Below are 12,879 nucleotides of genomic sequence, written 5' to 3'. Positions count from 1 at the left end.
ACATGTTCGACAGCAGCCCGGCGGACCCGGTGGCCGAGGCGTTCGAGGCCCAGCGCGACCGGCTGCGCGCGGTCGCCCACCGCATGCTCGGATCGCACGCGGACGCCGAGGACGTGGTTCAGGAGGCCTGGCTGCGGCTCTCGCGCCAGGACTCGGCGGCCATCCACAACCTCGCCGGCTGGCTGACCACCGTGGTCGGCCGGATCAGCCTCGACGTCCTGCGATCGCGCCAGGCCCGCCCTGAGGCGTCGTACGACGACCGGCTGTCCGAGCTCGTGGTCACGTTCGACGAAGGCCCTGCGCCGGAGGACGACGTGGCGCTCGCCGACTCGGTCGGGCTCGCGCTCCTCGTCGTCCTCGAGTCGCTCCGGCCGAGCGAGCGGCTGGCGTTCGTGCTGCACGACCTGTTCGCGGTGCCGTTCGACGAGATCGGCCAGATCCTCGGCAAGTCCACCGACGCCACCAAGATGCTCGCCAGCCGCGCGCGCAGGAAGGTGCAGGCGAGCGAGCGGTCGACGGTCGCCGGACGGGAGCAGCGGGAGCAGCGGGAGGTGGTCCAGGCGTTCCTGGCGGCCGCCCGCCGCGGCGACTTCGAGGGATTGCTGCGCGTGCTCGACCCCGAGGTGAGGCTGACCATCGACACCCCCGACGGGGTGGTCGTCACCCTCGGCGCCACCAAGGTCGCCGCCGGCGCGCAGCTGTCCGCCGGCGCAGCCGCGCGGGGGCGAGAGGTACTCGTCAACGGCCTTCCCGCGATCGTTTCTTGGCGCGAGGACGGCGCCCCGCTCTCGCTCATCGCGTTCACCGTCGTCAAGGGCCGGATCGCCGGCATCGCGGCCGTGACCGACCCGGCCAGGCTCGTGTCGATGAACCTGCCGAATCCCGGGTGAGTCACCGCCGAGGCGTCCGCCGCAGTGCGGGGGGCGCCGCGCATGCTATTTTGTGAGCGATCGTTCAACTACGGGAGGCGCCGGTGGGCCGCAAACAGGTCTGGGATCAGGACGAGGTACTGGCCTCCGCCATGCGGTTGTTCCGTCGTCGCGGATACCTCGGCGCCTCGCTGCGCGACCTCGAGGAAGCGACCGGAATGCACCCGGGCAGCCTGTACCGGGCGTTCCACAGCAAGGAGGGCCTGTTCAGCGCCGCGCTGGACGCCTACAACGAGCAGGTGGTGGAGGGCCGCGTCCGCGTCCACCTGCGGGACACCGACGACCCGGTGGCCGGCATCCGCTCGTTCTTCACCTCGGCGTTCGAGGCGCACCCCGGCCCGGAACCCGATCCGGGGTGCCTGCTCACCAACACCGCGGTGGAGTCGTTCACCGTTGTGCAGGCCTCGGCGGGCGTGCGCCGGGGGCTGGAGACGATCGAGTCCGGTTTCGCCGACGCTCTGACGCGCGCCCGCGCCCGGCAGCTGCTGCCCGCGGAACTCGATATCGAGGTGTCGGCCGCCCAGCTGCTGGCCCTCTACCAGGGGCTGCTGGTTCTCGTCCGGTCGGGGACCGCCACCACCAAACTGCACACCATCACCGACGGGGCCATGGCGTCGATCGGCGCCGAGCAAGTCAAGGAAGAGGAACAGCAATGAGTGATCAACAGCAGCTCTGGGAGAACTACGCCGCGTGCTGGTCGGCCGACCCCGCGATACGGCTCACCGCGCTCGGCGCGGTCGCGGTCGAGGACGTCACCTACCGGGACCCGGGGACCGAGGTCGGCGGCGTGGCCGAACTGGACGCCTACATGAACGGCTTCGCCGGGGCGTTCCCCGGACACTGCTTCCGCATCGACGAGGTCCTCGACCACCACGACCGGTCACTGGCCCGCTGGACCCAGGTCGGCCCGGACGGCGAGGCCTTCATGGCAGGCGTGAGCAGCGCGGTACACCGGGACGGTCTTCTCGCCGATGTGACCGGGTTCTTCCTCCCCGCCTGAGCACCACCGGCAGGCTCGCCGGACCATTCGCTGACTAGCCCACCCCTTCCCTGCGCCAGCGGCCGGCTTCATCGGATCGTCCCTGGTCGTTGAGGAGGTTCAGAAGCAGTTCCAGGACCTGTCTGCCGCCTCCCGAGGCCAGGTTCCGGCGCCACAGTTGCTCGATCTCCGCGGCGGCCCGACTGTGACAGCAGCTTCGCCAACTGATGGGTGGCATGCCATCTCGTGCTGGGGTCGCCGTGCTCCACCAGGCGTCGCCAGAGCTCCTCGCTCTCGGCGGCGCGCCGGTGGGTCTTCAGGAGGGCGGTGAGTTCTTCGGTCGCCGCCAGGTTGCCGGATGCCGCGATCGTCCGCAGCAGCGATTCCGCCTCGTCGGGTCGTCCACGCTTCAGCAGGTCTTCCACGAGGCGCCTGCGCGAAGTCCATGCCTCCTGGGATCCACGCAGGGCCGAACGCAGCAGCACGGCCTCGGCTTCGTGCGTGCGGCCCTGCTCCTCCAGGAGAATGGCCAGCCAACCGGTGCCGGTGTCGCGGGTTGTGGAGACCTCTTCGAGGATGCGTTCGGGCTCGGCGAGTCTGTCGTGCCGTTGGAGCAGGATGGTGAGGCTGCACAGCGAACCCTGTTCGGCCGCGTGGGCGCCGGCCAGCAGGACGTCGACCGCTTCGTCGATCCGGCTCTGCCTTTCGAGGACATCGGCCAGGCCGGAAGGTGAGTCGTGTTCTCCCGACGACAGTCCGTCCTGCCAGAGTCGTTCGGTCTCGGCGACCATCCGGTGCTGTTCGAGGAACCGGATGAAGGCGAACCACGCGGTGGCGTCGGCGGAGTGGGCCGGTCCGCGAGGTCGATGACCTCGGCGAGCTTGAGCACTTCGCGCTCGCGTCGGGAGAGGTTGTCGGCGTCCGCTCCTGGCTTCGCCGTGAACCGGAAGTAGTGGTCGGGCCAGACCGTATCGATGATCACCGCCCCGGACCCGCCCGCCAGCAGCGCGCGGACCGGCGCGGCCGTCAGGCCGTCGCTGAGGTAGTGCTGGAACTCATCGAGCCACACCACCGTCCGGGGAAGCCGAGGAATGATCCCGCCTGAGAGTGTGCCGTTGGTTCGGCGGCCTGGCGGGCCCTCATCGCGGAGCACGAGGCGGGAAGCATTGCCTGTGGCACCGACAACCGCGCCAGGCGCTCTGAGCGGGTCAGGACTCCTCACCCCCAAACGGCTGTCCTGGGCATGCCGAGCTACCGGTCCTTCCGTAGCGTGAGAGCGCGAGGCCGCGCCCCGAGGGGTCTCGTATGTCGCGCCTTCGTCCCGCTTCGCACGCCGACGAAGGCGTGACCCCCCCGCTCCACAGCTCGGCCCCCAACGTCTCTGCCCGTCCAGCGATCCCTGGTCGAGACCGCTGGAGGTTCCGTGATCCGTATCTTTGCGGGATGGTGTTCGGGGAAGAGCCGAAGCTCTATGTGAACCGCTGGGGCGACACGTCGAATCCGGATCCTCAGGGGTCGGGACCCTACCGTGACAGGTGCTCGTGTTTCGATCAGTACACGGCGGCGCATCCGCGTGCCCGCGTCGGTTTCCACTCCGAGCTGCAGGACACCTCCTCGGCGGGCTGGCGGCATCTGCTCGCGCTGATCGACGAGGCGGCCGCCGACGGCCGGGCTGAGTTCCGTCCGCTGGTCGAACTCAGCCCGTCAGAACGACGACAGATCGTCACCCTTCCGTCGTCCATCTCCAGGCTTGGTCATGGCGCCGATCTCGGGTGGGACCCGGACCAGGTTGCTGCCGTAGAGCTCGAAGTGCTTGACCGCCGTCAAAACAACAAAGGGCGGCCGCCGTCGGTGGGGATCGATGTGACCTTCTCCTCCAACATGACCGGGGCGCTCCCGTCACGCCGGGGCGGCATAGCAGTGCACGTTCACGGTCTGGGTCGGCGTCCACTGCTGGTCGACGGTGGCCAGCAGGCTCCAGCCCAGGCGTTCGTACAGGGCTGCTGCCGACGTGTCGGAGGCGACGACGTCGAGGACCGGATGCAGAGCACGCTCCTGCGCGTCCTGCACGGCCCGCGCCATCAGCAGAGCGCCGATCCCGTGGCCGCGAGCTGCGGGTGCGACGAACAACCGGCTGATCACAGCGGTGGTCTCGACGGGCACACCCGCGCGGCGGCTCCACAGGACCGGCGCCGCATCTCCCTCTTCGCTGCTGGACAGACCGATGTGGCCGACGACCTGCCCGTCCAGTTCCGCCACCCAGGCCGCGAGCTGCGAAGGCTGCGTCAGCCACTCACTGGGGCGATCGGGCCAGTTCACCGGATAACCGTCGCTGTCATGGACCTGGGTGAGGACCTGGACGCATCCATCGAGATCGGAGGCATCGCGCCGTCGGATGCGGCAGGTCGAAGGGTCCTCGGCGGTGGGAGAACGGTGTCGATTCACCGGAGCATGCAAGCACAACACCACCGACGACGCACGTTTGCGAAGAGCCTTCGCGACGCTCCGGATCGGCCGACGGCCAGGTCGACCGACCCGCGGGAGATCTCCGTCATCCCGTGCAGGTGACCCCGTTGAGGGTGAAGGTGGCCGGGGCCGCGGTGTTGCCGGTGTGTGTGGCCTGGAATCCGAGGTTGGTGCCGGCGCCAGCGGCCAGAGTGCCGTTGTAACTCATATTGGTAGCGGTGACGTTGCCGCTGCTGGGGCTGAATGTGGCGTTCCAGCCCGAGGTGATGGTCTGGCCGCCGGGGAGCGTGAAGGCCAGTGACCAATGGGTGAGAGCGGTGCTGCCGGTGTTGGTGATGGTGATGTTCTCGGTGAGCCCGGTGTTCCACGCGTTGGTCGTGTCGGTCACCTTGCACGAGCCGCCCGGCCCGTTCGTTCCGGTCGGGGTGGGCGTGGGGGTGGGCGTGCCGGTGGTGCCGCCGAGGGCGGTGACGGCGGCTTCGTAGGCGGGTTTGGGCTGGTAGGAGCTGTCGTACATGGTGGCAGCGCCAAATCCGGGGAACGCGGCAGGGATCCAGGAGTCGGCGTCCCCGACGCCCCATTGCGAGACGCCGACGCAGCCGGTCACCGCGAGGCAGGCCTTGACCACGGTGCTGTAGTCGGTGGCCTGCTGGGCCAGGTTGGCGCTGCCGGCGGGGAGTTGGATGCGGTCGTCCAGTTCGGTCACCGCGACGTTCACGCCCAGGGCGGTGAAGCGCTGGAGGTTGGTGGTCAGGGTGGAGGGGACCTGGCCGAGGATGAAATGGCTCTCGAAGCCCACCCCGTCGATCGGGACTCCCTGCGACTTGAGCGACTGCACAAGGCTGTACATGGCGTTGCTCTTGGCCCCGACGCCTTCGATGTTGTAGTCGTTGAGGTAGAGCTTGGCGTTCGGGTCGGCGGCGTGCGCAGTGCGCAGGGCGTCGGCGATGTAGCCGGTGCCCATGGCGGCGGTGAAGGCGTCCTGGCGCAGGGTGCCGTCCTCGTTGAACGGTTCGTTGACCACGTCCCAGGCGTAGACCTGGCCCTTGTAGTGGGTGGCCTCGGTGGTGATGTGCGCCTCCATGGCTGCCTGTACCTGACTGGTCGGCAGAGTACGCACCCAGGAGGGGAGCTGGTCGTGCCAGACCAGGTTGTGTCCGCGTACCCGCATGCCGTGGGCGGTGGCGAAGGAGACGATCCGGTCGCCGGGGCCGAAGTTGTACGTTCCGTTGGACGGCTCGGTGGTGTCCCACTTCATCTCGTTGCCCGGGGTGACCATGTCGAACTGGGCTCCGGCGACGGCGGTCAGTGTGGCGTTGCTCAGATTGTCCTGGGTCAGGGCGGTGCCGAAGTAGATGCCCTTCGCCTCGGCCAGGGTCTTGACGCTGGTTCCCGCCGCGCCGGCCTGGGAGCCGAGGCCGGCGACCAGAAGGGCGCCGGCGGCGAGTGCGGCGGTCGCGGCGAACAGGCCGTGCCGGGCATGGCGGGGGACAACCGCTCGCCCGAGATGCTGCGCGTCGCTCTGCGGCAGGGGACAGGAGGTGGTGCGGCGGATGCGGCGTAACCGGTCTGACACGGTTCTTGTCCTTTCGCTGGGGCGGGGCAGCGCGTCATGCGGGCATGGCTGACCGAGGGCACGGGTGGCGCAGCGCTGTTTGCCGGGCGCCCTGGACCCGTTCCGCAGGTGAGGTGGATCAGTACGCTGCTCAGGCCGGCGGGGTCGAAAGTTTCGATGTCTGTTCCGAATGCCAGCGGTGACCCTAGGCCGAGCTTGCCGGTCCGTCAACGGTCCCTGCGGACTTCATGTCGCGCAGAGGTGGCAAAGGACTCGCCGCCAGCGACTCACCGACTCGCGTGGGGCGGTGCGGTGCTGCTGCGTTCGATCAGGGTGGTCGCCAGGTCCACCCGCAGGGTGTTGGGGCGGTTTCCGCGGGCCAGGTCGATCACCATGCGGGTGGCGACCTCGGCCATCTCGGTGAGCGGTTGGCGCACGGTGGTGAGCGGCGGTCCGACCCAGCGGGCCAGGGGCAGATCGTCGAAGCCGACCACGCTCAACTCCTCGGGGATGCGCAGGCCGTGCTCGCGGGCCGCCTCGTACAGCCCCAGGGCCTGCAGGTCGTTCCCGGTGAACACCGCGGTCGGGCGGTCGGGTAGGCGCAGCAGTTCGAGGCCGGCGCTGTAGCCGGCCTCGTGGTGGAAGTCCCCTTCGCGGACGAGTTCGGGATCGTAGGCGATGCCGGTCATTTCCAGTGCCGCCCGGTAGCCGTCGACCCGGGCGCGGCTGCACATCATCCGGCTGGGACCGGAGATCACCGCGATCCGCCGGTGACCGAGCTCCAGCAGGTGCCGGGTCGCGGCCAGGCCACCCTGCCAGTTGGTGGCACCCACCGCGGGGACGTCCTGGCCGGGATCGCCGGCCGGATCCATCACCACGAAAGGGATCTTGCGGCTGGTGAGCTGCGCCTGCTGGTCCTTGTCCAGCCCGGAGAGCACCAGCACCACCCCGGTCGGACGGCGTGCGAGCACGCCCTCCATCCAGGACTGCCCCAGGCTCAGGCGCCCCGAGGACTCGGAGAGCACCACCGTCAGCCCTTCCTCGCGCACGACGTTCTCGACGCCGCGGATGACCTCCATCGCCCAGGAGCTCTCCAGCTCGTGGAAGACCAGCTCCAGCAACTGCGTGGACTGGTGACCGCGACGGCGCTGGTAGCCGTGTCGGCGCAGCAGCGCCTCGACCTTCTCGCGGGTCGCGGGCGCCACATCCGTCCGACCGTTCAGAACCTTCGAAACAGTCGGAGCCGACACTCCTGCCTCATGCGCGATCTCGGCCAGCGTTGCAGCCACCGTCACCGGGACCACCTCTGCCGATCGTTCCTGCGGATTCCTTGCCGCCGAAGAGTTCACGGCACGGATGGTAGCCCCTGGATCAAGGCGCCGCTCCATGAGGTGTGACCGTCCAGACCCTTGACGGCTCCAGGGGGTCTGCATAGATTCCCTCACGACATTCGAGATTATTACCGAAACTTTCGATCGAGGCAGGCCATGAGACACCATCTGTCCGCTGTTCGTAATGGCGCGTCCCGGAACAGGCTCGGCGCCATCGCCGCAGCATCCGCCCTGGTGATCGGCACCGCAGCCTGTGGTGCCGGCGGCGGCTCGTCGTCATCGGGCGACTCCGGGACCGTCCACGTGCTGGTCTACGGCGACGCCACCAACAAGGTCGAGAAGCAGCTCGTCGCGAACTTCAACAAGACCTCCGCGGTCAAGGTCGTGCTGGACACCATCCCGGGCGCGGACTACCAGACCAAGCTGCAGACGATCATCAACACGCCCCAGGCGCCGGACGTGTTCTTCAACTGGGGCGGCGGCAGTATCGCTCCGTTCGTCAAGGCCGGTCTGCTCAGGCCACTGGACGACCTCATCGCGAAGGATCCCGGGCTGAAGGCGAACTTCCTGCCCTCGGTGTTCAACACCGCGGTGATCGACGGCAAGTCCTACGGCATCCCCATGCGCGGCACCCAGCCGGTCCTGCTCTTCGACAACAAGAAGGTGCTCAGCGCCAACGGGCTGACCCCGCCGGCCACTTGGGACCAACTCCTCGCCGTCGTGCAGACCCTCAAGGCGAAGGGCGTCACCCCGATCGCACTCGGCGGCGCCGACCAGTGGCCGACCCTGATGTGGTTCGAGTACGTCTTCGACCGGGTGGCCGGTCCGGGTCTGTTCCAGAAGGCGCTGGGCGGCGACACCGGTGCCTGGGACAGCGCGGACAGCCGTAAGGCACTCGGGATGCTCAAGCAACTGATCGACGCCGGGGCGTTCGGCACCAGCTTCGACTCCGTCAAGTTCACTGACGGCGGATCCCCGGCACTGCTGGCCAAGGGCAAGGCGGCCTTCGAGCTGATGGGCTCGTGGGAATACTCCACCGAGAAGTCCAACAACCCGGACTTCGCCAAGAACGACCTGGGCTACAGCGCCTTCCCCACCATCGCAGGCGGCGCGGGCGACCCGAACGACATCGTCGGCAACACCAACAACTTCTACTCGGTGCTGAAGAAGACCAAGCACCCCGAGACCGTCGCGGCCTTCCTCAAGGTCATGTACTCGGACGAGTTCGTGAAGGCACAGCTGGACATCGGCAACCTGCCGACCACCACCAACACCCCGCAGTTCCTGGCAGCCTCCGGCGCCCCGGACTACTCCACCTTCCAGTACAACCTGGTCAAGCAGGCGCCCTCGTTCCAGCTCTCCTGGGACCAGGCATACCCGCCCTCGGCGACCACCAAGATGCACACGGCCGTGCAGGAGTTCTTCGACGGCAAGATCGACGCGGACGGCTTCATCAAGGCCATGCAGGGCCTGCCCACCTCGTGAGTTCGGACGCACACATGACCGGCAACACCACCGTCATCCCCGCCCCCCGCCGGGCGGCCCACAGCAGCATCGCGGTCGCCCGCCCGGGCATGTCCTGGGCGATACCCGCCACGCTCTTCTTCGTCCTCTTCGCCATCGTCCCGCTCGTCCTGGTCGCTGTGCTCTCCTTCACCCAGTGGAACGGGTTGGGCTCGCCGCAGTTCGCGGGACTGTCCAACTGGACAGCGCTCCTGCACGACCCCGTCATGATCAACAGCCTGTGGCTGAGCCTGGCGCTCACCAGCCTCGGCGTCCTGATCCAGACACCCCTCAGCATCCTGCTCGGGGTCTGGGCGGCGGGACAGCAGCGCAACCGGGCGATCCTGTCCGCGATCTACTTCGTGCCCCTCCTGCTCTCGGCGACCGCGGTCTCCGTGCTGTGGCGGGCACTGCTCGACCCGAACTTCGGCGTCCCGGCCCAGGCGACGTGGCTGTTCGGCGACGGCAACCTCTTCGGTTCGCAGAGCGGAGCCATCGGCGTGCTGGCCTTCGTCGGCGCATGGCAGTGGACCCCACTGCACACCCTGATCTACCAGGGCGGTGCCCGCGCGGTGCCGCAGGTTCTCTACCAGGCCGCCGCCATCGACGGCGCCGGCACGGTGCGGCAGTTCTTCCACATCACCCTGCCGCAGCTGCGCAACACCATCATCACCTCGACGATCCTGATGGTGGTCGGCGGGCTCACCACCTTCGACACCGTGCTGATCCTGACCCAGGGCGGCCCGGGAACGGACACCACCATCAGTGCCTATTACATGTACCAGCAGGCATTCAAGGGATTCGACTTCGGCGGCGCATCCGCCATCGCCCTGGTCCTCGTGGTGGCCTCCACAGTGATCTCACTCGTCATGGTCCGGCTGTCCGGCTACGACAAGATGCGCAGCACCGCGGAGGGACTCTGATGCGCAACCGCCCCAACTACCTCGCCGGTCTGGGCTCCCTGATCTGGCTCTTCCTGGTCGGCCTCCCGCTGTACGTGCTGTTGGTCTCCACTCTGCGCACCCAGTCCGACTACGCGACCGCGGGGCCGCTCGCCTTCCCCACCCACCTCACCGTCCAGAACTACCTCGACGACTTCAGCAACGGCTTCGGGCAGGACTTCGCGAACACCCTGATCGTCACCGCCTCCGTGGTCGGCATCGTGCTGCTGCTGGTACCCCCGCTGGCCTACGCCATCGTCAGAAGCCGCAACCGGACGATGGCCCTGGTCTTCCGGACCTTCCTGCTCGGTCTCGCCATACCGGCGCAGGCCGTGATCGTGCCGATGTTCTACGTCATCAGCAAGGCCGGGCTCTACGACAACCTCATCGGTGTCATCCTCCCCACCGCAGCCTTCTGCCTTCCCATCTGCACGCTCATCCTGACGGGCGCGATGCGGGACATCACCTCGGAGCTCTACGAGGCCATGGCCGTGGACGGGGCCGCCCCCTGGCGGGTCTTCCTGCAGCTGGTCCTGCCGCTGTCCCGAGGCGGGGTGTCGACCGTCGTGGTGTTCTCCGCCCTCCAGGCGTGGAACGGATTCCTCTTTCCCCTCGTCCTGACCCAGTCCGAATCAACCAAGGTGATCACCCTGGGCCTCTACAACTTCCAGACCGAGCACGGCGTCGACGTCCCCGGACTGCTCAGCGCCGTCGTGCTGTCCATGCTGCCGATCCTGGTCGTCTACCTGTGCGCCCGCCGCACCCTGGTGCAGGGGCTGATGGGGGTTGGCGGCAAGTGACGAACAACCCGAACGTGGCCGTGGACACCGATCCCGGCACTCCTGTCTGGCAGAACACCTCCATCGACGACGGCGCCCGAGCCGACGCCCTGATCCGCGCCATGACGCTGCCGGAGAAGATCGCCCAACTGGCGGGCGTGTGGGTGGGAGCCTCCAACGAGGGCGGCGACGTCGCCCCACACCAGCACGAGCTGGAGGAGAAGACCGACCTGGACGCCCTCCTGCCGCACGGACTTGGCCAGCTGACCCGGCCCTTCGGCACCGTCCCGGTCGATCCCGCGCTCGGCGCCCTGTCCCTGCTCCGCACGCAGCGCCGGATCGCGGCCGCCAACCGCTTCGGTATCCCCGCCCTGGCACACGAGGAGTGTCTGGCCGGGTTCGCCGCCTGGGGTGCCACCGCCTACCCCGTACCCCTGTCCTGGGGCGCCACCTTCAACCCCGATCTGGTGCGCTCGATGGCGGCCGCGATCGGACGGGACATGCGCTCCGTCGGCGTGCACCAAGGGCTCGCCCCCGTCCTGGACGTGGTCCGCGACGCCCGCTGGGGCCGGGTCGAGGAGACCATCGGAGAGGACCCCTATCTGGTCGGTACCGTGGCCACCGCCTACGTGCAGGGCCTGGAGGGAGCCGGGATCGTCGCCACGCTCAAACACTTCGCCGGATACTCGGCGTCCCGGGCGGGACGCAATCTCGCCCCCGTCAGCATGGGCGTGCGAGAACGGGCCGACGTGATTCTTCCGCCGTTCGAGATGGCGCTACGTGAGGGCCGACCGCGATCGGTCATGCACGCCTACACCGACACCGACGGAATCCCCTCCGCCGCGGACGAGGAACTGCTCAGCGGACTCCTGCGGGACACATGGGGCTTCAGCGGCACCGTCGTCGCCGACTACTTCGGCATCGCCTTCCTGAAAACCCTGCACGGCGTCGCCGACGACTGGTCCGGGGCTGCCGCACTGGCCCTCTCCAGCGGCGTGGATGTGGAACTGCCCACCGTGAAAACGTTCGGACAGCCACTGTTGGACGCGGTGACCTCAGGCACCGTCCCGGAGCGGCTGATCGACCGCGCGCTGCGCCGCGTCCTGCTGCAGAAGGCCCAGCTCGGACTGCTCGACCCGGACTGGGACCCGGTGCCGGCCGGTCTGGCGGGAGCCGACCTGTCGGACCCCGAAGCGCTGCGCGACAGCCTTGACCTCGATCCCCTCGCCAACCGGGAACTGGCTGCGAGCATCGCGGAGCAGGCCGTGGTGCTCCTGCGCAATGACGGCACACTGCCGCTCACCCGACCGCAACGCATTGCTCTGATCGGCCCCAACGCGGACACGGCACGCGCTCTGCTGGGCTGCTACGCGTTCCCGGTGCACGTCGGCGACCAGCACCCCGACGTACCAGTCGGCATCGAACTGCCGACGCTGGCCCAGGAGTTGGCAGCCGAGTTCCCGGACAGCGACCTGATCACCGCACTGGGAACATCGGTGGACGGGACCGACACCGCCGGTTTTGCCGAGGCCCTCGAGTTGGCGCGCGGCGCGGACGTCGTGGTCCTCGCTCTCGGGGACCGGGCCGGGCTCTTCGGCCGCGGCACGAGCGGTGAGGGATGCGATGTCGAACTGCTCCAGCTCCCGGGCGTCCAACAGCAGTTGCTCGACGACCTGCTCGGCGTCGGGACGCCGGTCGTGGTCACGCTCTTGGCCGGGCGCCCCTACGCGCTCGGTCGAGCGGTGAAGGAGGCGGCCGGCATCGTGCAGTGCTTCTTCCCGGGTGAGGCCGGCGCCCGGGCCGTCGCCGGTGTGCTCAGTGGCAGGGTGAATCCGTCGGGGAAACTGCCGGTCAGCGTGCCAAGTCGCCCGGGAGTGCAACCATCTACTTACCTGGCGGCGCGGCTGGCCCAGGCAGGCGAGGTGTCCAGCACCGATCCGACCGCGGCCTACGGATTCGGCCACGGCTTGGCCTACACCCACTTCGCCTACTCCGATCTCGACGTGGCGGAGGGCAGTACCGGTACCGATGGCGAGTTCCGGTTCGGCTTCAGCTTGAGAAACGCGGGCGACCGCGAGGGAACCGAAGTCGTCCAGATCTACCTGCACGACCCGGTCGCTTCGGTCGTGCAACCGGTGCAGCGGCTGATCGGATACCGGCGAGTCCCGCTCGCTCCGGGCCAACTGGTCCGGATTCAGGTCACCGTTCCGGCCGACCTCGCCTCCTTCACCGGTCGCGAGGGCCATCGCATCGTCGAACCCGGAGCGTTGGAGTTGCGTATCGCAGCATCCAGCACCGACACCCGGCTGAGCGTCCCGCTCACGCTCACCGGCCCGGTCCGTCCACTCGACCACACCCGTCGCCTGCATGCGACGTTCACGGTGGCCTGAGCATGA

The 12,879-nt window shown here is 68.6% G+C and carries 11 protein-coding genes; 7 read left to right on the top strand and 4 right to left on the bottom strand.

Going from position 1 to position 12,879, the window contains the following annotated elements:
* Window positions 1-2: 2 nt before the first annotated feature.
* The 3 genes from AC07DC_RS00490 (at window position 3) to AC07DC_RS00480 (ending at window position 1,929) form a co-directional block, all read left to right on the top strand.
* The gene (locus AC07DC_RS00490) at window positions 3-890 is read left to right on the top strand and encodes a sigma-70 family RNA polymerase sigma factor (RefSeq protein ID WP_478910434.1); all 888 of its coding nucleotides are present in this window, start codon (window positions 3-5) and stop codon (window positions 888-890) included.
* 83 nt (window positions 891-973) lie between these two features.
* Window positions 974-1,585 carry a TetR/AcrR family transcriptional regulator gene (locus AC07DC_RS00485; RefSeq protein ID WP_478910432.1) on the top strand — a complete coding sequence of 204 codons (612 nt, stop codon included), beginning with the start codon at window positions 974-976 and terminating at the stop codon, window positions 1,583-1,585.
* A complete protein-coding gene (locus AC07DC_RS00480) occupies window positions 1,582-1,929 on the top strand; it encodes a nuclear transport factor 2 family protein (protein ID WP_478910430.1) in 348 nt (115 codons plus the stop codon). The genes AC07DC_RS00485 and AC07DC_RS00480 overlap by 4 nt, the downstream gene beginning before the upstream one ends.
* 68 nt (window positions 1,930-1,997) lie before the next feature.
* Here AC07DC_RS00480 and AC07DC_RS00475 read toward each other — a convergent pair whose 3' ends face one another.
* The 4 genes from AC07DC_RS00475 to AC07DC_RS00460 form a co-directional block, all read right to left on the bottom strand.
* The gene (locus tag AC07DC_RS00475) at window positions 1,998-2,699 is read right to left on the bottom strand and encodes a tetratricopeptide repeat protein (RefSeq protein ID WP_478910428.1); all 702 of its coding nucleotides are present in this window, start codon (window positions 2,697-2,699) and stop codon (window positions 1,998-2,000) included.
* Between the two features lie 1,108 nt (window positions 2,700-3,807).
* A complete protein-coding gene (locus tag AC07DC_RS00470) occupies window positions 3,808-4,305 on the bottom strand; it encodes a GNAT family N-acetyltransferase (protein ID WP_478912552.1) in 498 nt (165 codons plus the stop codon).
* A 154-nt stretch (window positions 4,306-4,459) separates the two neighbouring features.
* Window positions 4,460-5,950, bottom strand: a complete 1,491-nt coding sequence (locus AC07DC_RS00465) for an endo-1,4-beta-xylanase (RefSeq protein ID WP_478910426.1) — start codon at window positions 5,948-5,950, stop codon at window positions 4,460-4,462.
* 266 nt (window positions 5,951-6,216) lie between these two features.
* Window positions 6,217-7,317 carry a LacI family DNA-binding transcriptional regulator gene (locus AC07DC_RS00460; RefSeq protein ID WP_478910425.1) on the bottom strand — a complete coding sequence of 367 codons (1,101 nt, stop codon included), beginning with the start codon at window positions 7,315-7,317 and terminating at the stop codon, window positions 6,217-6,219.
* A 99-nt stretch (window positions 7,318-7,416) separates the two neighbouring features.
* On the opposite strand from AC07DC_RS00460, the gene AC07DC_RS00455 reads away from it, so the two are divergent.
* The 4 genes from AC07DC_RS00455 to AC07DC_RS00440 are packed head-to-tail and all read left to right on the top strand — an operon-like array spanning window position 7,417 to window position 12,873.
* Complete coding sequence (locus AC07DC_RS00455) at window positions 7,417-8,745, top strand: ABC transporter substrate-binding protein (protein WP_478910423.1); 1,329 nt, start codon at window positions 7,417-7,419, stop codon at window positions 8,743-8,745.
* A 14-nt stretch (window positions 8,746-8,759) separates the two neighbouring features.
* Window positions 8,760-9,686: a carbohydrate ABC transporter permease gene (locus AC07DC_RS00450; protein ID WP_478910421.1), complete on the top strand. Its 927-nt coding sequence runs from the start codon at window positions 8,760-8,762 to the stop codon at window positions 9,684-9,686.
* Entirely contained in the window at window positions 9,686-10,504 is an 819-nt protein-coding gene (locus AC07DC_RS00445; protein WP_478910420.1) for a carbohydrate ABC transporter permease, read from the top strand. The genes AC07DC_RS00450 and AC07DC_RS00445 overlap by 1 nt, the downstream gene beginning before the upstream one ends.
* Complete coding sequence (locus AC07DC_RS00440) at window positions 10,501-12,873, top strand: beta-xylosidase/alpha-l-arabinosidase (protein ID WP_478910418.1); 2,373 nt, start codon at window positions 10,501-10,503, stop codon at window positions 12,871-12,873. The genes AC07DC_RS00445 and AC07DC_RS00440 overlap by 4 nt, the downstream gene beginning before the upstream one ends.
* Window positions 12,874-12,879 lie beyond the last annotated feature (6 nt).

The organism is Streptomyces sp. NPDC045021 (genome assembly GCF_056432645.1).
Note: the sequence above shows the minus strand (reverse complement) of the source record. Positions and strands in the feature narration are given on the sequence as shown.